The organism is Nocardia carnea (assembly GCF_029868325.1).
GTDB classification, from domain to species: domain Bacteria; phylum Actinomycetota; class Actinomycetes; order Mycobacteriales; family Mycobacteriaceae; genus Nocardia; species Nocardia carnea_C.
This window is the reverse complement of record NZ_JARWNW010000226.1, coordinates 1-22,595: the sequence shown is the minus strand read 5'-3', so window position 1 is coordinate 22,595 and position 22,595 is coordinate 1. Positions and strand designations below refer to the sequence as shown.

General features: G+C 67.5%; 18 protein-coding genes. 7 read left to right on the top strand and 11 right to left on the bottom strand.

Going from position 1 to position 22,595, the window contains the following annotated elements; genetic code table 11:
- Nucleotides 1–240 precede the first annotated feature (240 nt).
- From QH196_RS18745 to QH196_RS18730, 4 genes are all read right to left on the bottom strand, one after another.
- Nucleotides 241–2,754 carry an ABC transporter permease gene (locus QH196_RS18745; RefSeq protein ID WP_280417097.1) on the bottom strand — a complete coding sequence of 838 codons (2,514 nt, stop codon included), beginning with the start codon at nt 2,752–2,754 and terminating at the stop codon, nt 241–243.
- Nucleotides 2,755–2,839: 85 nt separating this feature from the next.
- Complete coding sequence (locus QH196_RS18740; RefSeq protein WP_432278056.1) at nt 2,840–3,610, bottom strand: ABC transporter ATP-binding protein; 771 nt, start codon at nt 3,608–3,610, stop codon at nt 2,840–2,842.
- Between the two features lie 711 nt (nt 3,611–4,321).
- Nucleotides 4,322–6,172, bottom strand: a complete 1,851-nt coding sequence (locus QH196_RS18735; protein ID WP_280417094.1) for a serine/threonine protein kinase — start codon at nt 6,170–6,172, stop codon at nt 4,322–4,324.
- Between the two features lie 314 nt (nt 6,173–6,486).
- Nucleotides 6,487–7,821: a serine/threonine-protein kinase gene (locus tag QH196_RS18730; RefSeq protein ID WP_280417093.1), complete on the bottom strand. Its 1,335-nt coding sequence runs from the start codon at nt 7,819–7,821 to the stop codon at nt 6,487–6,489.
- A 110-nt stretch (nt 7,822–7,931) separates the two neighbouring features.
- Between QH196_RS18730 and QH196_RS18725 the strand changes: the two genes are divergently transcribed.
- Nucleotides 7,932–8,702: a deoxyribonuclease IV gene (locus QH196_RS18725; protein WP_280417092.1), complete on the top strand. Its 771-nt coding sequence runs from the start codon at nt 7,932–7,934 to the stop codon at nt 8,700–8,702.
- A 456-nt stretch (nt 8,703–9,158) separates the two neighbouring features.
- Here QH196_RS18725 and QH196_RS18720 read toward each other — a convergent pair whose 3' ends face one another.
- The 5 genes from QH196_RS18720 to QH196_RS18700 all read right to left on the bottom strand — a co-directional run bounded on the left by QH196_RS18720 (nt 9,159) and on the right by QH196_RS18700 (nt 14,307).
- Nucleotides 9,159–10,283 (bottom strand): MCE family protein, encoded by a 1,125-nt coding sequence (locus tag QH196_RS18720; protein WP_280417096.1) that lies wholly within the window; start codon nt 10,281–10,283, stop codon nt 9,159–9,161.
- 313 nt (nt 10,284–10,596) lie between these two features.
- Nucleotides 10,597–11,082 carry a glutathione peroxidase gene (locus QH196_RS18715; protein ID WP_280417091.1) on the bottom strand — a complete coding sequence of 162 codons (486 nt, stop codon included), beginning with the start codon at nt 11,080–11,082 and terminating at the stop codon, nt 10,597–10,599.
- Nucleotides 11,079–12,302, bottom strand: a complete 1,224-nt coding sequence (locus QH196_RS18710; RefSeq protein ID WP_432279512.1) for a cytochrome P450 — start codon at nt 12,300–12,302, stop codon at nt 11,079–11,081. Before QH196_RS18710 ends, QH196_RS18715 begins: the two co-directional genes overlap by 4 nt.
- Nucleotides 12,302–13,102 (bottom strand): SDR family oxidoreductase, encoded by an 801-nt coding sequence (locus tag QH196_RS18705; protein ID WP_280417090.1) that lies wholly within the window; start codon nt 13,100–13,102, stop codon nt 12,302–12,304. The genes QH196_RS18710 and QH196_RS18705 overlap by 1 nt, the downstream gene beginning before the upstream one ends.
- The gene (locus tag QH196_RS18700) at nt 13,102–14,307 is read right to left on the bottom strand and encodes a cytochrome P450 (RefSeq protein WP_280417089.1); all 1,206 of its coding nucleotides are present in this window, start codon (nt 14,305–14,307) and stop codon (nt 13,102–13,104) included. The genes QH196_RS18705 and QH196_RS18700 overlap by 1 nt, the downstream gene beginning before the upstream one ends.
- Nucleotides 14,308–14,504: 197 nt before the next feature.
- Between QH196_RS18700 and QH196_RS18695 the strand changes: the two genes are divergently transcribed.
- From QH196_RS18695 to QH196_RS18670, 6 genes are all read left to right on the top strand, one after another.
- Nucleotides 14,505–15,974, top strand: coding sequence for an aldehyde dehydrogenase (locus QH196_RS18695; protein WP_280417088.1), 1,470 nt, complete (start codon nt 14,505–14,507; stop codon nt 15,972–15,974).
- 77 nt (nt 15,975–16,051) lie between these two features.
- On the top strand, nt 16,052–16,801 hold the full coding sequence (locus QH196_RS18690; RefSeq protein WP_280417087.1) for an SDR family oxidoreductase: 750 nt from the start codon (nt 16,052–16,054) through the stop codon (nt 16,799–16,801).
- Nucleotides 16,801–17,823 carry an NAD(P)-dependent oxidoreductase gene (locus tag QH196_RS18685; RefSeq protein WP_280417086.1) on the top strand — a complete coding sequence of 341 codons (1,023 nt, stop codon included), beginning with the start codon at nt 16,801–16,803 and terminating at the stop codon, nt 17,821–17,823. Before QH196_RS18690 ends, QH196_RS18685 begins: the two co-directional genes overlap by 1 nt.
- Nucleotides 17,823–19,289 (top strand): FAD-dependent oxidoreductase, encoded by a 1,467-nt coding sequence (locus QH196_RS18680; protein WP_280417085.1) that lies wholly within the window; start codon nt 17,823–17,825, stop codon nt 19,287–19,289. The genes QH196_RS18685 and QH196_RS18680 overlap by 1 nt, the downstream gene beginning before the upstream one ends.
- 18 nt (nt 19,290–19,307) lie before the next feature.
- Nucleotides 19,308–19,886, top strand: coding sequence for a TetR/AcrR family transcriptional regulator (locus QH196_RS18675; RefSeq protein WP_280417084.1), 579 nt, complete (start codon nt 19,308–19,310; stop codon nt 19,884–19,886).
- A gap of 29 nt (nt 19,887–19,915) precedes the next feature.
- Complete coding sequence (locus QH196_RS18670; protein ID WP_280417083.1) at nt 19,916–20,389, top strand: nitroreductase family deazaflavin-dependent oxidoreductase; 474 nt, start codon at nt 19,916–19,918, stop codon at nt 20,387–20,389.
- Between the two features lie 232 nt (nt 20,390–20,621).
- Here QH196_RS18670 and QH196_RS18665 read toward each other — a convergent pair whose 3' ends face one another.
- Both QH196_RS18665 and QH196_RS18660 read right to left on the bottom strand, forming a co-directional pair.
- Entirely contained in the window at nt 20,622–21,236 is a 615-nt protein-coding gene (locus QH196_RS18665; RefSeq protein ID WP_280417082.1) for an MBL fold metallo-hydrolase, read from the bottom strand.
- Nucleotides 21,233–22,318, bottom strand: a complete 1,086-nt coding sequence (locus tag QH196_RS18660; RefSeq protein ID WP_280417081.1) for an S-(hydroxymethyl)mycothiol dehydrogenase — start codon at nt 22,316–22,318, stop codon at nt 21,233–21,235. The genes QH196_RS18665 and QH196_RS18660 overlap by 4 nt, the downstream gene beginning before the upstream one ends.
- Nucleotides 22,319–22,595: the final 277 nt, after the last annotated feature.

Here is a 22,595-nt window from a genome sequence, read left to right as displayed (position 1 = left end):
GCCTCCGGCGGCGCGGGGGGGGGGGGGGGGGGGGGGGGGGGGGGGGAGGGGGGAGGAGGAAGGGGCCACGCCGCCCCCGACCCGCCGCGCCACAGCCCCCGCCAGCCCCGAGGAAGAGGGGGGGGGGGGGGTGGGGCGGGGGGGGGGGGGGGGGGGGGGGTGTCGTTTGTTTTTTTTTCCTCTGCCCCCCGCCCCCCCCCCCAAACCCCCGCGCCGCCGGTGGCGGCGCCATGTTACAGCTCACATATCGGCGATGGCGGCCAGCGGCGGTGTGCGGGCGGCACGCACCGCCGGCCACAGCGCGGCCAGTACTCCCACCACCGCGGAACCGATCAGCATGTACACCAACTGATCCCACGGCACCGCGATCTGATCCAGACCGAGATCGCGCAGGGTGCGCAGGAATCCGACGCCGAGTCCCAGCCCGAGAACCGCACCGACGAGGGCACCGAAGACCGCGATCAGCATGGACTCCAGATAGATGGTGCGCCGGACCTGCGACCGCTGGGTACCGACCGCGCGCAACATACCGATTTCGCGTCGTCGCTCCACCACCGACAGCGCGAGCGTATTGACGATCCCGAGCACGGCGATCACCACCGCCAGGGCGAGCAGGCCGTACAGGATCGCCAGCATATTGTTGATCTGCTTCGCGTTCTCGCCCTTGAATTGCTCGCGGTCCTGCACCTGGACGATCACGAATTCCTCGGTGGCCCGTTCCAGGTCGGTCCGCATGGCCGCCAGGTCGGTACCGGGTGCCGCTTTGATCAGTACCGCGGCTTCGGTCCGCATCGATACCGGCATCGCTTTCTCGTAGACCGCCGACGGTACGATCAGCGGCCCCAGTACCTGCGAATCCGCGTACACACCGGATACGGTCAGCGGGATTTCGGCGCCACCCAGGGTGTTGATCACCAGCTGTTCGCCGGCGCCGACCCCGTGCTCGGTTGCCTCGTCCTCGCTGAGCAGAATTTCCGAATCCCCCAGAGATGCTGTGCCACTGAGTATTTCGATATTCACGACCTGTTCGAGCGGGCCGTCCGGCGAGGTGCCGAATTCGTCGTCGTCGCCGATCTTCAGCGCTACCCCGCGTAGTCCGACGACGTCGGCGGCCGCAGGCACCTTTTCCCGGACCGCGTCGCTCGCGCCGGCCGGTACACCCATCATCGGCGGTCCGGCGAGAACATAATCGGCTTCCACACCTTGATCGACGAGCCGGGAAATGCTGACCTTCGCCGATTCGCCCAGCATCCCGATCGCGGTGACCAGCATCAGTCCGAGGGTCAGCGCGAATGCGGTGGCCGCGGTGCGCCGCGGATTGCGGACCGCGTTGTTGCGCGCCATCTGCCCGATCGGGCCGAACGGCCGGATCAGCCAGCCGAGCCCGGCCAGCACGGGCCGCGACAATGCCGGGGCGGCGAACAGTACGGCGAGGATCAGCCCCAGTGCGCCGACTCCGACGACCGCCGCGGCACCACCCCCGGTGTTCCGTGCACCCAGCACCACCAGCACCACACCCGCGACCGCGAGAACCGCGCCCGCGATCGTGCGGCCCCGCAGCGAGTCGCCGGCGGAGGCGAACTCCTCGCGCATCGCCTGCACCGGCGGAATCCGGGAGGCACGCCGGGCCGGTGCGTACGCGCTCACCACGGTCACCAGCAACCCGACCGCGAAGGCCACCAGTACTGTGCGCGGCAGAACGGCCATGGTTCCCGTCGGCAGGCCGAGGTCGAAGGCGTTCAGCACCGCGGCCAATCCGTACGCGAGCGCGATACCCGCGAGCAGCCCGAGCAGGCTGCCGATGACACCGACGATCAATGCTTCGGCCACCACCGAGCGGCCGACCTGCCCGCGACCGGCGCCCACGGCGCGCAACAGTGCCAGTTCCCGCAGTCGCTGCGCCACCAGCATGGAGAAGGTGTTGTAGATGATGAAGGTGCCGACGATCAGCGCGATGGCGCCGAACGCGAGCAGGAAGTAGTTCAGGAAGTTCAGTGCCTCGGAGATGTCGGCCTTCATCTCCGCGCGGACCTGATCCCCGTTCTGCGCCTTGTAGTCCGGGTACAGCATGGACAGCCGGTCACGCAGCGTATCGCCGGGGATCCCCTCGGCCGCGATATCGAGATAGGCGATATGCGCGCCGTCGGTGAACAGTTCCCGGGCCTGGGCCTCGGTGAACTGCACTCCGATGAACCCGCCGGTATCGGTGGCCGGGGCGTAGAGCCCGGTGACGGTGACATCGATCGGGCCGGGGTGGGAGGGCACCAGCACCTTGGTGCGATCACCTACCGCGAGCCCCGCGGTTTCGGCGGCGCCGGTGTTGAGCGCGACCTGCCCCGGTTCGGTCGGCGGTACGCCCGCGACGAACGGGTCCGGTTGGGCGACCGACCGCTCGGGCGGCAGATAGGCCAGACCGAAGCTCGGTGCCCCACCGGTTTGCACGGCTTTCTCGCCGGCCGGGTCGAGCAGCACCACCGAGCCCTCGATGCCGGGCGCCACGGTCCGGACCCCGTCCATGGCGGCCACATCGTCGGCCACCTCCTGCGGGATACCGGGCGACTGCCGTTCCTCGGGACTCAACCGGACGTCCACCCCGGCGGCTTCATTGGCGAAGATCCCGTCGAAGGTGCGTTGCAGCGTATCGGTGAAGACAAAAGAGCCCGCGATGAACGCGGTTCCGAGCACGACGGACAGCAGCGTGAGCGCCAGCCGGACCTTGTGCGCGGCGAGATTGCGCAGGGCCACCGTGCGCATCGGGTGTGCGGCCACTATCGGCTCTCCTGTGTCGTGCGGGGAGCCCCCGCACCCCGGTCGGTCCGGTGCCCGGCGGTGCGAGGGTTCACCGGGCCTCCAGCGCTTTCATCCGGTCCAGCACGGTCTCGGCCGTCGGATCGCGCATCTCGTCGACGATACGACCGTCGGCCAGGAAGATCACCCGGTCCGCGTACGCGGCGGCGGCGGGTTCGTGGGTGACGATGACCACCGTCTGGCCGAATTCGTCCACCGCGGCCCGCAGGATCGAGAGCACTTCACCGGAGGACCGGGAATCCAGGTTGCCGGTTGGTTCGTCACCGAAGATGATCTCCGGTTTGCCCGCCAGCGCCCGAGCGCACGCGACCCGCTGCTGCTGCCCACCGGACAGCTCGCTGGGCCGGTGACCGAGCCGGTCCTCCAGACCCAGCCGCTTCAGTACGGTCGCCAGCCATTCCGCTTCGGGCCGGCGACCGGCAATATCGAGCGGCAGGGTGATGTTTTCCAGCGCGGTGAGCGTGGGGACCAGGTTGAACGCCTGGAAGACGAATCCGATCCGGTCCCGCCGCAGGGCCGTCATCTCCTTGTCGGAGAGGTCGGTGAGCTCGGTATCGCCGATCCGCACCTGCCCCGAACTCGCCGCGTCCAGCCCGGCCAGACAGTGCATGAGGGTGGATTTACCCGAACCCGACGGCCCCATGATGGCGGTGAATTCCCCGCGGGTGAGTTCGACCGATACCGCGTCCAACGCCGTGACCCGGGTTTCCCCGGACCCGTAGACCTTCGTGAGTTCGAGGGCACCGGCGGCGACAGTGGACCCGGGACCGGCCGACTCCGTATCGACAGCATGAGCAGTCATGGGTCCAGTCTGTCGGGCCGCGCGCTGCCGCGCCATCCGGGATACCCCTGACCCCGGGCCCCGCACCGTCGTCCTCTGGTAGCGGGGTGTATCACCCGACGCCTTCAAGGAGCAGGACCACCAGGCACCTGCGTCACTCCTCAGTGCGCTGGAGATGGCGTTGACCGGCACCGTTCTCATCGTCGCCGGCGCCCTGGTTTCTATGGCAACCCCACACTCATACCAACGTGCCCAGCGGCACCCCCTCCTAGCGAGGCCCCCGGAAAAACCCCACCCCAACCAACAGCGCCGCCGAGCTCCGGGGAACCCCAACCCAAACCAACACGGAACCGGAAGAGATCGAGGCTATGTACCGGCTGCTCGCCATCGCGAAGTACGAGCACCGCTGTGTGATCCGACCGGCGCCGGAGGCAGGCGCGAACTGGACTCGCTCGCCACCGGCTGCAGCCTGGCGCCGCCAAGCCCAGCGAAGCCCCGGGGGAACCCAACCCAACCAACGGCAGCACCGAGTCCAGCGAGGCCCCGGAACAACCCAACGCAACCAACGGCGCCGCCGAGTCTTACGAGGCCCTGAAAGGTTTTGGCCCGTCCCTGCTGTCAGTGCTCGATGCAATGCGGCGCAGCCGCGAGCATCGAGCGCTGACCGCAGGGACCAAAGGGGGCCAAAACCCGCGCCGCCGCAGGCGGCGCCAATAGACACAGCCGCCAAAATTACAGCGGCGCCGACTTCCACCAGGTCACCATCTCGGGGATGGTGCCGACGATGCCGTCGGTGTACATCAGGTACTGCGCCCGCTCCGGATGGTTGGTGAATACCGTGATCATTTTCGGGCCGTCGCTGTCCCATTTGTAGTTGGTGTAGGTGCGGCTGCCGTTGGTATCGGTGGATTTCTCGGCCGTGGCGGGCAGGCCCTTCACCACCGAGTCCACCTCGGCGGCGGAGTCGTAGATGTAGATCCGGTAGAACGGGTCTTCGTTGTTGCCGCCGCCGTAGCAGCGCCACTGCCAGGACCATTTCCCGAAATCGGGTTCGCCGTCGTCCGGGGTGGGCGTGTAGCCGTCATCGGTTTCCCAGCATTTGGCGCCGTCGTAGCCGATTTCCTCGTCTTTGTTCGCGGGCACCATCCGGGGGAATTCTTTGCTGATCGAATCCGAGTTGGCCGGGACGGGGGCGACGGTGGTCTGGGTGCTGGTGGCGGCGCCGGCCTGGTTTCCGTTGCCGTCGTCGCCGCCGGTGGCGAGGGCCACGACACCGATGACCACTCCGATCAGCACCACGAGGCCGATGCAGATGGCGGCGATGAGCCCGGTATTCGATTTGGCCGGCGGCGGTGCGCCCTGCGGCATCTGCCCCATCGGCTGCGGATAGCTGGTGGGCTGGGTGTAGGCACCCGAACCGCCGCCGTACGGCTGGCCGGGGTTCGGATATCCCGGTCCGCTCCCGTAGGGCTGCTGGTGCTGCATGTCCCCGCCGGGCCGTCCCATATCGACCGGCTGCTGCTGGAAACCGCCGGCGTACTGCGGTTGCTGCCCCTGCTGTGCGCCGCTGACGTATGGCGGGGGCTGCTGGACACCACCGCCGTACGGCTGCGCCTGGGTGCCGCTGGCATAGGGCTGCGGTGCGGCGGTGCTCGGATACGGATTCGCTCCGCTGCTGTACGGGACGTTCGGTGGCTGATATGTCGCCGCGACCGCGGTGGGCGGACCCGACCCGATAACGGGTGCACCCGGAGCGGTCAGCGCCTGCTTCGCGGCCTCGGCGAATTCACTGCACGAGGCGAAGCGGTCGTCGGGGCGTTTGGCCATCGCCTTGGCCAGCACCACGTCCAGCGCGGGCGGCAGTTCCGGCCGGGCCGCGTTCAGCGACGGCGGCGGCGATTGCAGATGGCCCTGGATCACCCCGGCCGGGTTGGTGGAGGTGAATGGACCGTTGCCGGTGAGCAGCCAGTACAGCGAACAGGCCAGCGAGTACTGGTCCGAGCGGTGGTCCAGATCGGCACCGGTGAGCTGTTCGGGTGACGCATAGGCCAGCGTGGCCGTGAACGTGCCCGTCTGGGTGAGATGCCCGGTGTCGTCGCGCAACCGCGCGATACCGAAATCGGTGAGGTAGACCCGTTCGCCGCGGCCGCCGGTGGATCGCGCCAGCAGAATGTTGGCCGGTTTGACGTCGCGGTGCATCACCCCCATACCGTGCGCGTAGTCCAGCGCGGAGGCGGTTTCGGCGATGATCTGCACGGCCCGCTCTGGCGGCAGTTTCTGCGGATCGACCGACGCGGCGTCGATACCGTCGATGTACTGCATGGAGATCCACAGCTGCTCGTCCTCGAGCCCGCGGTCGTACACCGTCACGATATTGGGATGGTCCAGGCGGGCGACCAGATCGGCCTCCCGTTCGAATCTGGCGCGCACCTCCTTATCGAAGAACATCTCCCGATTCAGTAGTTTCAGCGCCGTCATCCGCGGCAGTCGCGGATGTTTCGCCAGGTAGACCGAGCCCATCCCACCCCGGCCGAGTTGCCGGTCGATGACATAGCCGGCGAAAACATCGCCGTTGGCCAGCATGTCCGCTCCAATTCCCGCCACACCACCGGGACCCACCGGCAGCACCTGCGTAGACGAAAAGCGTGACCGGACCGCAGCGGTTCGGTCACGCGAAATCATCGAAACCATAGCAGGAGTCGATGCTCCGCCGACGGCTCTCGCCGCCGGGCAAACCAGCACGCGAGATGCCCGGCGCGCCTGCGCGGGGGCGCTTCGCCCGGTCGGACCGCCCGTGCATACCGCCGCATCGGCTACGGCCGGATCGGATACAGACTGCACCTGGACGAGGCGCGTTCCGGCAGGCGCCGTCGGACGGTGGACTGCGCTGGTACCGGTCAGGGAGTAGCGCCGGGGCGCGGCGGCGGACTGCCCGTCTCGGGTGGGTCCGCGCCCGGGCGGCGCCGGAAGCGGGGCAGATCGATGACCGCCGGGTCGGCGGGTTCGGCGCGGGGCCGATCGACCGGCCGTGGGAGGTCGCCGGGACCGCGGGTCCCGGGGCCGGGTGGCCGGAGTTCGTTCGGGGCCGGCGGTGGCACTCCGGCATTCGGCGGCGGGCGATTACCGGCGCCCCCGGGCCGCGGGCCGGCACCGTGCGGGTGGCGGAATTCGCTGGTTCCGTGCGGTGGTACCGCCGGACCCGGATGCCGGTATTCGCTGGACGCGTACCGCGGCGGAACCACACCGGCTTGACGGTATTCGGTGGATCGGTACGGCGGCGTACCCCGCACGCCCGGTTGCCCGAACTCCCCTGAACCGTAGCCGGGGCCACCGGGGCCGTGCCGGGGTCCGGGACGTAAACGCACCCCCGGGCCTGGGGCGCGCCCGCCCCGTGGCCCCGGTGGCCGCAGCGCCAGCTGCGCGGCGGCGGCGAATTCGGTGCAGCTCAGGAACCGCTCGGCCGGATTCTTGGCGAGGGCACGCGCCATGACCTCGTCCAGCGCCGGCGGCAGCCCGGGCCTGATCCGGCTGAGCCGCGGGACCGGCGCGGTGAGATGTGCCTGGATGAGTTCGGCCGGGTTGTTGCCCGGGTACGGGCCGGATCCGGTGAGCAGCCAGAACAATGTGCAGGCCAGCGAATACTGGTCACCGCGATGATCCAGTTTCGCCCCCGTGAGCTGTTCAGGCGCCGCGTACGCCAGGGTCGCGGTGATGGTATCGGCCGCGGCGATGGTGGTTTCGGCGTCGCGGACCCCGGCGATCCCGAAATCGGTGAGCAGCACCCGTTCCGGCTGCCCGATGGGCGGTTTGGCGAGCAGAATATTGCCCGGTTTCACATCCCGGTGCAGCACCCCGTTGGCGTGCGCGAAGTCCAGGGCGACCCCGGTATCGCCGATGATCTGCACCGCCCGGCGCGGGTCCAGGACCTGCAGGTCCACCAGCGAGGCATCGGACCCGGGCACGTACTGCATCGAGATCCACAGCTGTTTTCCCTCGGCACCGCGGTCGTAGACGGTGACGATATTGGGGTGCTCGAGCCGGCCGGCGAGTTCGGATTCGCGTTCGAAACGCAGCCGGATCTCCCTATCGGAGTACAGGTCCGGGTTGAGCAGTTTGAGGGCCACCAACCGGGGCAACCGCGGATGTCTGGCGAGGAAGACCATGCCCATTCCGCCGACACCCAGGCGCCGCCGGATGAGATAGCCCGCGAAGTCCTCACCAGGCTGGAGCATCGCCGAATTCCCCCTCGTCGGGTCGTGCACGATTCTACCGGTGTATCTTCCCGCACCGCCCCGGCGCAAGGCGAGGGCGCGGTGTCGGTGCCGGCCGATAGTCTGACGGTATGCGCATTGGAGCACACGTCCGGATGGACAGCGACCCGATCGGGTACGGCGAGCAACTCGGCGCCGATGTCGTACAACTGTTCGTGGTGGATCCGCAGAGCTGGGACAAACCCGTACCCCATCCCGCCACCGAACAGATCCTCGCCAGCCCGATCGATGTGGTGGTGCACTCGTCCTATCAGATCAATGTGGCCAGCACCAACAACCGGTTACGGATGCCGTCGCGCAACGCGGTGGCGCTACAGGCGCAGGCCGCCGCCGATATCGGTGCGTTCGGCCTGGTCGTGCACGGTGGTCATGTGCGGTCCGACGCGGAGATGGAGGCCGGGTTCGTCAACTGGCGCAAATTGTTCGAACGCCAGCAGGACAAGGGCGGTTTCGCGGTACCGATCCTGATCGAGAACACGGCCGGTGGAAACCATGCCATGGCCCGGCATTTCGATACGATCGCCCGCCTGTGGGACGCGGTCGGCGACTACGGCGCCGGCTTCTGCCTGGACACCTGCCATGCCTGGGCGGGCGGCGAAGAGCTGGTGGGCGTGGTGGAACGGATCCGCGCGATCACCGGCCGGATCGATCTCGTGCATCTGAACTCCTCGCGCGATGCCTTCGATTCCGGCGCCGACCGGCATGCCAATTTCGCCTCCGGCACCATCGACCCGGAACTGCTCGCGGAGGTGTGTCGCACCGCCGACGCACCTGTGGTGCTGGAAACGCCCGCCGAAGGTATGGCCGAAGATCTCGCCTACCTCCGCGAACACATCGGGTAGGGCGTCGACGGCCCGGACGCCGACCGGCGTGGCGTGATCTGCGTCCTTCCGGGCAAACCCGGTCGTACCTGCCGGGTGCACGATGAGCGACACTGTGTCCTATGCATTACCGGCCACCGACCGATAGGCCCGTCGAGACACCGTTGGATCCGGTGGCCCGCTCCGGCTCCTTCCTCCCCCCGGCCACCTGCTACCGGGCGGCGGCGCCCGGCCGTCCGGGTTATCGGACCGGAGCCGCGTGGTGAGGCGGCATCGCACCGCTCGTGGTCCCCGGGGTCGCCGGCGTGACGAGCTCCGGGCTCCGGCGCATCGCCGGCCGACCGTGCATCCCACACCGGCGGCGCTCACCGATAAGCCGTGTGGTGGCGTGATGTGTGTCCGGCCGGGGCCGAGCCGGCCGGACGATCAGTCCTGACCTGAGGATTTTTCCGGCCGAGGCCCGCGGGGCCGTACCGGTCACCGCACGCCCGGCAGACCCCCGAACAGCACCTGGAACACCGTCGGGTGGTTCTGATAGATGCGGGTCGACGGTATGTACGGGTGCACCTCGGCGGTGTCGGTGACCACGTAGTCGGCGTGGCTGCCGGGCACCCGGTCCAGCACCCCGTCGCAGCGCGGCCCACCGGTCGCGTTCACCTTGGGCAGGTCTTCGGGGTACTTGTAGGCCTCGGCGCCGTACATGAAGCCGGCGTTGAAGGACGCACCGGGAACGCGGCCGCCGACCAGATCCTCGGCCAGTGGCATCGCCGTGGCCAGCCCGCGGATCGTGCAGTCCAGCGCGGGCCGGTAGGTGTCCAGCAGATCGCTGGTGGGCAGGAGCAGATCCAGTGCGGTGCCCAGATTCTGTTCGTTCTCGGTCAGCACCGCACCGGTGGTATCGGCCAGGCCGATCGTTTCCAGCAGCAGGGTGTCGAAGTTCTGCTCGTTCTCGGTGAGGGTGTTGCTGAGAGTGGTGGCGTTGTCGACGGTGCGGAGCAGGTCGGGCGCGGTATCCGCGTAGAGGTTGGTCACGTGGGCGCCGGCCTGGAAGTCGTGCCGGAGCGCGGGCAGGCTCGGGTTGAGTTCGCGGAGCAGCCGGTCGGCGTTCACCAGGAGGTCGCCGAGTCGCTCGCCGCGGCCTTGCAGGGCGGTGCCGAGCGCGGTGAGGGTGGCGTTGAGTTTCGCCGGTTCCACCATCTCCAGCACTTCGGTGAGCCGTTCGAACAGGGTGTTGAATTCGACGGTCACCGATTCACCGCGCAGTACCTGCCCCGGCCGGAGCCGGCCCGCGGGTTCGGCGGGTTCGACGAAGTTGACGTATTTGGCGCCGAACACCGTGGTGGACCGGATATCCACCAGCGCGTTGGCGGGGACCAGGCCCATGAGATCGGGGTTCATATCGAGTTCGAGGCGGACCTCCCCGTTCTCGTTTTGGATCGTGCCCACCCGGCCCACTTCCGCGCCGCGGAATTTCACCTTGGCGTCGGGGTCCATGACGAGCCCGCTGCGCGGGACCACCACGGCAACGTGCTTTTCCGGGGTGAACCCCCCGAGGAACATCGTCAGCGAGACCACCACGATCAGGACGAGCACCAGCATCATGGCCAGCGCCGCGAGCTTGTACTGCACGGCGTTCCAGATCTTGCGCCGTGTCGTCGTGTGCCGATCGGACTGGGTGTGTACGGGTACCACCACTCACCTGCCTTGCGATGTTCGGCACCCCGTTGTGCCGAACTGAACCGGATTTATGTCCAGACAGTTGTCCATGTTATGGGTGATTCGACCCGGTCGGTACGGTTTTCGCCGATTGCGTCCGGAATTCGCCGCGATCCGACATCTTCGCAGGTAGAAAGTGAAAAAGGCCCGCTCACCACTGGGGTGAACGGGCCTCGATCATAAGCCGTTACGGCATCGGTTACAGCGTTTTCTCGATCGCCGCGATCAGCGTGTCCGCATCCGGTGCGGTGGTCGGCCGGAATCGGCCCGCCACGGTCCCGTCGCGGCTGATCAGGAACTTTTCGAAGTTCCACTGCACATCGCCGGCGGCACCCTCGGCGTCAGGGGTCTCGACAATCTCGCGGTACAGCGGATGGCGGCCGTCACCGTTCACATCGGCCTTCTCGAGCAGCGGGAAATCGACCCCGTAAGTGGTCGAGCAGAACTGCTCGATCTCCTCGGCGGTCCCCGGCTCCTGGCCCATGAACTGGTTGCACGGGAAGCCGACGACACTGAAACCGCGATCGCCGTATGTATTCTGCAATTCGACCAGACCGCTGTACTGCGGGGTCAGACCGCATTTCGACGCGACATTGACCAGCAGTACCGCCCGGTCACCCACCAGCTCGCCGAGCGTGGTCGCCGAACCGGACAGTGTGTTCACCGGAATATCTCGGACGTTCATTCGTAGCGCACCTGCCAACTCTTGATCCCGTTGATCCACCCCGAACGCAACCGTACCGGATCGGATACCGATTTCAGGTCGGGCATGGCGTCGGCGATCGCGTTGAACATCAGGTCGATTTCCAGCCGGGCGAGGTTGGCGCCGACGCAGTAGTGAGTGCCGGTACCACCGAATCCGACGTGCGGATTGGGGTCGCGCAGGATATCGAAGGAGAACGGGTTCTCGAAGCCGGCCTCGTCGAAATTGGCGGAGCTGTAGAACAATCCGAGGCGCTGCCCCTTCTTGATCTCCTGTCCGCCGAGCACATGATCTTCGGTGGCGGTGCGCTGGAACGCCGTCACCGGGGTGGCCCAGCGCACGATCTCGTCCGGCGCGGTGCGCGGGCGCTGCTCCCGGTACAGCTGCCACTGTTCCGGATTGTCCACGAACGCCTTCATACCGTGCGTGATGGCATTACGGGTGGTCTCGTTACCGGCGACGGCGAGCAGGATGACGAAGAAACCGAACTCGTCGGAGGCCAGGCCCTCACCGTCGACGTCGGCGTTCACCAACTGGGTGACGATATCGTCGGCCGGACAGCCGCGGCGCTGCTCGGCCATATTCCAGGCGTAGCCCAGGATTTCCGCGGACGCGACGGTGGGGTCGCCGTATTCGGGATCGTCGTAGTTGAGCATCTGGTTCGACCAGTCGAACACCTTGCGCCGGTCTTCCTGCGGTACGCCGAGCAGTTCGGCGATCGCCTGCAGGGGCAGTTCACACGCGACCTGGGTGACGAAATCACCGCCACCGGTCTTCTTCGCCTCGTGCACGATCTTGTGTGCCCGCTCGGTGAGCGCGTCACGCAGCCCCTCCACCGCACGCGGGGTGAAGCCCTTGGAGACGATCCGGCGCACCTTGGAATGCTTGGGCGGGTCCATATTCACCAGCAGCGCACCGGTCAGCGCCATCTGGTCCGGGGTGATATCGCCGGGCAGCCGGACGATCGAACCCTTCTGCTGCGACGAATACAGCTCCGGGTTGCGGGACAGCTCCTTGACGTCCTCGAGGGTGCTGACCACCCAGTACCCGCCGTCGTTGAAACCGCCCGAGGCTTCGTCGGTCTGGGCGTTCCACCACACCGGGGCGGTGCGCCGCAGCATCGCGAATTCCTCGACCGGACTGCGTTGTTCCCACAGGCCGGGGTCGGTGAAATCGAACCCCGGAGGCAGTGCGGTTGTCATCAGGATTCCTTTCCTTCTTCCGGCAGCGGCCGCAGCGGCGCCTCCGGTTGCACCTCGACCAGCACCAGATGCGCCCCGCGCGGGGTGCCCACGACCGCCGAGACCGCGCGCGCCAGATCGCTCGCGCGCAGCATGTACGGATGCCGGGCGAGCCCCCACGACTGCCAGGACTCCAGCAGCGGGCCCACGACCTCGGGTTTGGCGTTCATCCCCATACCGGTCACCGTCGGCCCCGGCCGCACCAGCGAGGCGCGGATACCGGTGCCTTCGAGTTCCATTCGCAGCTGCTGCACCATGGCCTCGACCCCGGCCTTGGCCGCGCTGTAGGCGCCGTTCCACGGGCGCGGATGCGGCGCGCAGTCGGAGCTGATGAGCACCACATCGCCACGGCGGCGTTGCGTCATACCGGGCAGCACCGCATGTGCCATCCGGTGTGCGCCGATCAGATGGATCTGCACCTGATGCGCGAAATCACCGGGATCCATGTCCTGGATGAGGCCGAATTCGATATCACCGGCCCCGGAAACCAGGATCTCGGTCGGTCCGATCGCTTTTTCGGCCGCGGCCACGAATTCGTCCACGGAGGACTGGTCGGTGACATCGAGGCGGTGCGCGAACGCGGTCCCGCCGTCGGCGCGGATCTTGCCGGCCAGATCCTCGAGGATCTCCACCCGGCGTGCGCCCAGCGCCACCGGATGCCCCTGGGCGGCCAGTTCCACCGCGGTGGCCGCGCCGATACCGGACGACGCACCGGCGACGATGGCGGGCCGCTTCTCGGGATGGGGTTCGAACCGGGGCATTACCGCACCTCCACGGCGATCGGGAGCTTGGCGAAGCCCCGCACATTGCTCGAGTGCACGCGTTCGATACCGTCCTCGCGCACCCGATAGGACTTGACGCGTGAGGCGAATTCACGCAGGGCGACGGTGGCCTCCAGCCGGGCCAGATGGGCGCCGAGGCAGAAGTGCACACCGGCGCCGAAGCTGGCGAGGTTGCCCTTTTCGGCGCGGTCGAGATCGAAGCTGTCGCCGTCGTCGAAGACTTCCGCGTCACGGTTGGCCGAACCGATCAGCAGCAGAACTTTGGCACCGGCCGGGATCACCTTGCCGTGGTATTCGAGATCCTCGGTGGCGGTCCGCGCAACCATCTGGCTGGATGTGTCGTAGCGCAGGGTCTCCTCGACCCAGTCCGAGACGCGTTCCGTATCGTCGGCGACCTTGGCGTACTGTTCCGGGTTGCGAGAGGCCCAGTACAGGGCGTTACCGAGCAGTTTGGTGGTGGTCTCGTTACCGGCGACGACCATCAGGAACATGAAACCGATGATTTCGTCGTCGGTCAGTGAATCGCCGTCGATTTCGGCGTCCAGCAGCGCGGAGGTGAGATCGTCGGTGCGGTTCTCGCGGCGTTCGGCGACCATGTTCGCGTAGTAGACGACCAGGTTCAGCGAGGCCTCGATCGCCGAATCCGGGACATCGGTGACGCCGTCCTCGCGGTGCATGACCATATCGGCCATCCGGCGGATCTCGGCGCGGTCGGCGGCCGGTACGCCCATCATCTCGGAGATGACGTCCATCGGCAGTTTGCCGGCAACTTCCTCGATCCAGTCGAATTCGCCGCGTTCGAGGGCCGGGACCAGGTATTCGAGGGTGAGCTCGTGGATACGGGCTTCCATATCCGCGACCCGCTTCGGCGTGAAACCCTTGAACACCAGGCGCCGCATCCGCATATGCCGGGGATCGTCCATGGCGAGGAACGACATGGTGCGGTGGGCGTCGGGGCCCCAGGCGGCCGGATCGAGGGAGACGCCGTTGGCGTTGGACAGCTGCGTGGCGTTGCGGAAACCGTTCGTCACATCGGCATGCCGGGACAGCGCGTAGAAATCGAGTTCGGCGTTGTAGTAGAGCGGTGCCTCCGCACGCAGCCGGGCGTACGTCGGGTACGGGTCCTCGTGGAAGGCGTAGTCGTACGGGTCGAACGTCACCGGCTCCAACGATGCTGCCGTCATCGGATCCACCTCTGTTTCGATAACGAGTTCTCGCCGGACGGGGCGGTGCACCCGCCAGGGGGAGACACATAGCTGGACATGTGTCTGGACGGTACCAGCGGCGCGGCGCCGCGACAATAACTAGAACCGGTTCTTGCACTACCAGAAGAGTCCGGACTATATTCCATACACCTGTCCAGACAGTATTGGGGTCTTTAATGAACAGTCTTCTGCCCGGTGACAGCTCCCGACTGCTGATCGGCGGTAGCCTCGTCGCCGGCGGCAACGGCGTGTTCGACAATGTGAACCCGGCGACCGAAGAGGTCATCGGTACCGCGGCCGACGCAGACGCGGCCGATATGAACGCCGCCATCGCCGCCGCCCGCACCGCCTTCGACGAGACCGACTGGTCCCGCGACCACGCCTTCCGGGTGCGCTGCCTGGAACAGCTACAGGCGGCACTGAAGGCGCATGCGGAAGAACTGCGTGAGATCACCGTCGCCGAGGTGGGCGCCCCGATCATGTTCACCAGCGGCCCCCAGCTGGAGGGCCCGATCGAGGATCTGAGCTTCGCCACCCAGCTCGCCGCGAACTACGAATGGGAAACCGAACTCGGAGTCTCGGCGCCGATGGGGATCAGCACCCACCGGGTGATCCGCCGCGAGGCGGTAGGCGTGGTCGGGGCGATCACACCGTGGAACTTCCCGCATCAGATCAACTTCGCGAAACTGGGCCCGGCCCTCGCGGCCGGCAACACCATCGTCCTGAAACCGGCCCCCGACACTCCGTGGTGCGCGGCGGCGCTGGGTTCGATCATCACCGAGGAAACCGATATCCCGCCCGGTGTGGTCAATATCGTCACCTCCTCCGATCACGGCCTGGGCGCCCAGCTCTCCGGCGACCCCCGCGTCGACCTGATCAGCTTCACCGGCTCCACCGGTACCGGGCGGGCCGTCATGGCCTCGGCCGCGGCGAATCTGAAGAAAACCTTCCTCGAGCTGGGCGGCAAATCGGCCTTCATCGTGCTCGACGACGCCGACCTGGCCACCGCCGTGAGCTACGCCGGCTTCTCGCTGTGCGTCCACGCCGGCCAGGGCTGCGCCCTGACCACCCGGCTGCTGGTGCCGCGCGCCCGGTACGACGAGGCGGTCGAGGCCGTGGCGGCCACCATGAGCGGAATCCGGCCCGGCGACCCCACCTCCCCCGGCACCGTCTGCGGTCCGGTGATCTCCGACCGGCAGCGCTCCCGGGTACTCGGCTACATCGACAGTGCCCGCGCCGACGGCGGCCGCATCGTCACCGGTGGCGGACGCCCGGCCGAACACGAGCGCGGGTTCTTCGTCGAACCCACCGTGATCGCCGATCTCGACAACAGTGCGAAGGCCGCCCAGGAGGAGATCTTCGGCCCCGTCCTGGTGGTACTGCCCTACGACGGCGACGACGAGGCCGTCCGGATCGCCAATGATTCCCCGTACGGCCTGTCGGGCGCGGTCTGGGGCAAGGACCCCGAACGGATCCGGCGGGTCACCGACGGAGTACGCACCGGAACCCTCGGCGTCAACGGCGGTATGTGGTACAGCGCCGACGCTCCGTTCGGCGGCTACAAACAGTCCGGTATCGGCCGCGAGATGGGGGTCGCCGGATTCGAGGAGTACCTCGAGACCAAGCTCGTCGCGACCGCACAGTAGCCGCGGCACACCGGCCGCGCAGTAATCCGAAACTTCTTTCCCACCAGGCTTTCCACAGCAGCGAGGAGCTCGATCCCATGGCTCGTTTCACCGGTCGCACCGCCATCGTCACCGGCGCCGCCCGCGGTATCGGCGAGGTCTACGCGCAGGCGCTGGCCGCCGAAGGCGCATCCGTAGTCGTCGCGGACCTGAACGCCGAGGGCGGTACGGCCGTCGCCGAGAAGATCGTGGCCGACGGCGGCACCGCATCGTTCCATCCGGTCGACGTCTCCGATCCGGAATCGGCCAAGGCGCTGGCCGATTTCACCGTCGAGAAGTACGGCAAGATCGACCATCTGGTCAACAATGCCGCCATCTACGGCGGGATGAAACTGGATCTGCTGCTCACCGTGCCGTGGGACTACTACAAGAAGTTCATGTCGGTGAACCTGGACGGCGCGCTGGTGATGACCCGCGCGGTCTGGGAGAACATGGCGGCCAATGGCGGCGGCTCGATCGTGAACCAATCGTCCACGGCCGCCTACGTATACAGCGGTTTCTACGGCTTGGCCAAGGTCGGTATCAACGGTCTCACCCAGCAGCTGGCCACCGAGCTCGGCGGGTCGAACATCCGGATCAACGCGATCGCCCCCGGCCCGACCGATACCGAGGCCACCAAGACCACCACGCCCGAGAGCATCGTCAAGGAAATGGTCAGCCGCCTGCCGCTCAAGCGGATGGGCACCCCGGAGGATATGGCCGGCGCGCTGCTGTACCTGCTGTCCGACGATGCGAAATGGGTCACCGGGCAGATCTTCTGCGTCGACGGCGGTCAGGTGATCCGCTGATGAGCGGCGACGGGGGCGGCACCAGGGTCGGTTTCATCGGCCTGGGCGATATGGGCGCCCCGATGGCGAAGAAGCTGCTGGACTGGTCCGGCGGGCTGACCGTATGCGATACCCGGCCCGAAGCCGTGCAACCGTTCGCCGACGCCGGCGCCGAGGCCGCCGGCAGCCCGGCCGAACTCGCCGCGAAATGCGGTGTCATCTGTATCGCGGTAGTGAACGACCAGCAGGTCCGCACCGTGCTGACCGGCGAGAACGGTGTGCTGAGCACCGCCGCGCCGGGGACTGTGGTGGCCGTGCATTCCACGGTCGGCGACGAATCGGCCGTCGAATTCGCCCGGCTGTGCGCCGAACGCGGCGTGGAGCTGGTCGACGCCCCGATCAGCGGCGGTGCCGCGGGCGCGAACAGCGGCCGGCTCGCGGTGATGGCCGGCGGTAGCGAAAGCGCCGTGGCCGCGGTCCGGGAACCCTTCGGTTGCTTCGCCGATCTGGTGGTGCACGCCGGCGAGGTCGGGGCCGGCACTCGTATGAAACTGGCTCGCAACCTGCTGCATTTCATCTCGTTCACCGCCGCCACCGAGGCGCAGCGACTGGCCGAGGCGGCCGGGCTCGATATCACCGCGCTCGGCAAGGTGGTCCGCCATTCGGATGCGGTGACCGGCGGCGCGGGTTCGATCATGCTGCGTGATACCACCGCGCCCATCGAAGAGGGCGATTTCTGGCTGCCCATCCTCACCCATGTCCGCGAACTCGGCGAAAAAGACCTGTCCCTGGCGCTGGGACTCGGCGGCCGGCTGGGCACGGAACTGCCACTGGCAGCCCTTGCGCTGGCGCGTTTCGGCGACGGGCTCGGCGTCGGGCAGGGCGAGATCTCGGCCACCTGGGAATCCGCCGCCCCCGCTCAGCGAGACAGTTCGGGCACCCACCAGGCTTCCCGTGGCAGCATCGCCGGGCAGGAGGGCACCGCTGCCGGGCCGCAGGATGCCGACCCCACGGTGCAGAACGACAGTAAGGAATCCGAATAATGGCCGACGCCACCACCATCCGACCGCTGTCCGCCGCCGAGGTCACGGAATGGGACCGCACCACCGATGTGGTGGTCGCCGGTTACGGGATCGCCGGGGTCTGCGCCTCGATCGAGGCCGCGCGGGCCGGGGCGCAGGTGCTCATCCTGGAACGCACCAGCGGCTGGGGCGGGGCCGCGGCGCTGGCCGGCGGATTCATCTACCTCGGCGGCGGCACACCGCTGCAGCGTGCGCTGGGCTTCGAGGACAGTCCGGAGAACATGGAGAAATTCATGGTCGCCGCACTGGGGCCGGGTGTCGACAAGGAAAAGATCGCCGACTACTGCCGGGGCAGTGTCGAACACTACGAATGGCTGGTCGCCAACGGCGTGCCCTTCAAAGAGGAATTCTGGGGTGAGCCCGGCTGGGAACCCCCGCACGACGAAGGCCTCATGTACACCGGTGGCGAAAACGCCGCACCGTTCAACACCGTCGCCGATCCGGCACCCCGCGGCCACGTTCCGCAGATGTCGAACAAGCGGACGGGTTCCAAGGGCGGCGGCTACATGCTGATGAAACCGCTCGCCGAAACCGCCGAAAAACTGGGCGTCGCCGCCGAATACGACACCCGGATCCAGCGGCTGATCGTGGACGGCGACCGGGTGGTCGGCGTGATCGCCAAACAGTACGGCAAGGAGCTGACCATCCGGGCCGAACGCGGGGTCGTCCTGGCCACCGGCAGTTTCGCCTATCACGAGCAGATGATCGAAGGGTTCGCCCCCCGGCTCATCGGCCGCCCGGGCGCGGCCATCGAGGAACACGACGGTATCGCCATCCGGCTGGCCCAGGCCCTCGGCGCCGATCTGGCGCATATGGACGCCACCGAGGTCGCCTTCTTCGGTGACCCGCAGATGATGGCGCGCGGCATCATGGTCAACGGCCGCGGGCAGCGCTACGTCCCGGAGGACACCTATCCGGGCCGGATCGGGCAGATGACGCTGTTCCATCAGGAGAACCAGGCGTATCTGATCATCGGCGAGGCCGCCTACGAGGAATCGCTCACCACCGAAACCTCCACACCGTTCTTCCGGCAGCCGCCCACCTGGGCGGCGGAAACCATCGCCGAACTCGAAGCCGATATGGGCCTGCCCGAACTCGCGCTGCAGAGCACCGTCGAGCTCTACAACAAGTACGCGGCGAACGGCCAGGACCCGCTGCTCGGAAAGAAGCCCGAGTGGACCAAACCGCTCGAGGGCCCGTTCGCGGCCTTCGATATGCGCGGTTTCACCGCGGGGTTCACCCTGGGCGGGTTGCGTACCGACCTGGATTCGCGGGTCCTGCATGTCGACGGCCGGCCGATCGCCGGGCTGTTCGCCGCGGGACGCTGCACCTCCGGTGTCTGCGCGGGCGGCTACGCCAGCGGAACCTCCCTGGGCGACGGCAGCTTCTACGGCCGCCGGGCCGGGATTGCGGCCGCGAAAGCGTGAAACGGTACATTCAGGCACATGTCCGAAGGTGAACCTCTCGTCGTCGAAGCGACCCGTCGCCGCCTGTCCGCGAAACAGGCCGATACGGTCGACAAACTGACGAAGGCAGCGGTGGAGGTGCTCACACGCGAAGGTTTCGCGGGGATGACCATTCGGATGGTCGCCGCCGCGGCCGGTGTGGGTACTGCCACCGCGTACACCTATTTCTCGTCGAAGGAACACCTCGTCGCCGAGATCTTCTGGCGACGGCTGGTGGCGGCGGATTCCCCGGTCAGCGAGGATCCCGATCCGACGGTCCGAGTGGTGGCCGAACTGCGTTCCATCGCTCTGCTCGTCGCCGACGATCAGGAAGTCGCCGGAGCCGTGACCAGCGCACTGCTGGGTCGCGACCCCGATGTGGCACATCTGCGGGCCCGGATCGGCCTGGAGATCCGCACCCGGATCGAACGTGCCCTCGGCCCCGGCGCCGATCCGGAGATCGTGGTCTCCCTCGAACTCGTCTACGCGGGCGCGCTGGTGCGGGCCGGTATGGGGTATGCGTCCTACGCCGATATCGCCGACCTCATCGAGAAATCGGCCCTGTTGATCCTGCGCTGAGCAGTGAGAAGAAAGCTTCGGTAAGACTGATGGACCGACCCAAACAGCTCGATTCGTCCCTGGTTCCGACCTTCATCAAGTACATGTCCAAGGTCAATACCTGGGCGTACAAACGCACCGGCGGCCGTATCGGCGGGAACTGGCGCGTGGGGGCGGGGTTCCGCAAACCGGTACCGACACTGCTGCTCGACCACATCGGGCGCAAATCCGGCAAGCAGTTCACGATCCCACTGTTGTACCTGCGCGACGGCGCGAACACCGTTATCGTCGCCTCACAGGGCGGACTGCCGAAAAACCCGCAGTGGTACTACAACCTGGTCGCACAGCCGGATACCGCGATCCAGATCGGTAAGGACCGGATCCCGGTCCGCGCCCGCCTCGCCGACGACCCCGAACGCGATCGGCTGTGGCCGAAACTGCTCGAACTGTACAAGGACTTCGCCGACTACCAGTCCTGGACGGACCGCAAGATCCCCATCTTCGTCCTGGAACCCCGTAACTGACACCGCGGCCACTGCGACCGCTGCCCTCACCCGGTCACCTGCTGCGTCCGGCTTACAGCGCGTACTCGTCCGCCCTGGATAGTCCCAGCGCCCCGAGCGGGCAGCGCCGTTGCGAGTCGCGATGGTCAGCATGGTCTACCTCTGCGGTCCGGCGAATCCCGCTGCCCGCAGACGAGGCCCGCGCGATTCCTGCCGACAGGACAGCAGGAACCGCGCCGGCCTGCACGCGCGCCTACGGGGCCGCCGGGACGTTGGCGCGTTCGGCGCCGAGGGTGGTATCCGGCCCGTGGCCGGTGTGCACCACCGTTTCGTCCGGTAGCGCGAACAGCACATCGTTGATGGACGCCAGGATGGTCGGGTAGTCCGAATACGACCGCCCGGTCGCCCCCGGACCGCCCTCGAACAGCGTGTCTCCGCTGAAGACCACACCCTCGTCCGGCAGGTGCAGACAGCACGAGCCCGGCGAATGACCCGGTGTGTTCAGTACCCGCAGCTGGGCACCGGCGACCTCGAAGACCTCGCCGTCGGCCAGCGCCCGATATTCGACGCCGGGATGCGTCTGCTGCCACAGCACATCGTCGGCGGGATGCAGATGGATCGGGGCGCCGGTGGCCGCCGACAGGGTGGGCGCCACCGTCACGTGATCGTTGTGGGCGTGGGTGCAGATGATGGCGGTCACCCGGCGCCCCGCCACCGCATCGAGGATCGGCTGGGCGTCGTGCGCCGCATCGATGATCACCACTTCGCTGTCGTCACCGACCAGCCAGATATTGTTCGCCACATCCCAGCAGCCGCCGTCCAGGCAGAACTGGCCTTCGGTGACGATCCGCTCCACCCGCGCTGTCACAGGACCACCACCGAACGCAGCACGGCACCGCCGTGCATGGTGGTGAAGGCCTGGTCGACGGCATCCAGGCCGATCCGCTCGGTGACGAACTTGTCCAGCGGGAGCCGGCCCTGGCGATACAGGTCGATCAGCATCGGGAAATCGCGTTCGGGCAGGCAGTCGCCGTACCAGGACGATTTCAGCGATCCCCCGTGGCTGAAGAAATCGATCAGCGGCATCTCGAGCTTCATATCGGGTGTCGGGACACCCACCAGCACTACGGTGCCGGCCAGGTCGCGGGCGTAGAAGGCCTGCTTCCAGGTTTCGGGCCGGCCGACGGCGTCGATCACCACATCGGCGCCGAAGCCGCCGGTGAGCTCCTGGATCGCCTCGACCGCATCCGTGGCGGAGGCGTCGACGGTATGTGTGGCGCCGAGTTCACGGGCCCAGTCGAACTTCCGGGCGTCGGTGTCCACGGCGATGATGGTTGCGGCGCCCGCCAGCCGCGCGCCCGCGATCGCGGCATCACCGACGCCACCACAACCCAGTACCGCGACCGAATCCCCCCGGCCGACATTGCCGGTGTTCACAGCGGCACCCAGCCCGGCCATCACACCGCAGCCCAGCAGCCCGGCGACCGCGGGATCGGTCTCCGGATCCACCTTGGTGCACTGGCCCTCGTGCACCAGCGTCTTATCGGCGAACGCGCCGATGCCGAGTGCGGGGGTGAGTTCGGTACCGTCCTCGAGCGTCATCGGCACACTCGCGTTGAAGGTATCGAAGCAGTACCAGGGCCGCCCGCGTTTACAGGCCCGGCACTGCCCGCAGACCGCACGCCAGTTCAGGATCACGAAATCGCCCGGCTCGACATGGGTGACCGCCGAACCCACGGTCTCCACCACACCGGCGGCCTCATGGCCGAGCAGGAACGGGAATTCGTCGTTGATCCCGCCCTCGCGATAGGTCAGATCGGTATGGCATACGCCGCAGGCCTGGATCTTCACCACCACATCGCGCGGCCCGGGGTCGGGCAGGACAATCGGGACGAGCTCGACCGGGGCGCCGGGACTGCGGGCGATAACACCTCGAACCTGCTGGGGCACTGTGTCTCCTCTCGGGGCGGTCATGCGGTGATGCACGATGCCGCATACGTTATCCGCCGCACAGTGCCGCCGCGCGGGCCCGGGGTATCCGGATGAGCACCGGCGGGAGGTCGCGGGCACCCCGGATGTAGTACGGCGGGGCGGCCCTAGGTCGCCCCGCCCCGCAAAAGGCAAACCCGCAGATTATTAACCAGGCCAGCAGGATATTTGTAACATTTGCGGCAAATTTAGTGAAGAGGTTCGCCAGAATAATGGCCCCCGACCCGGGTTAGATAAA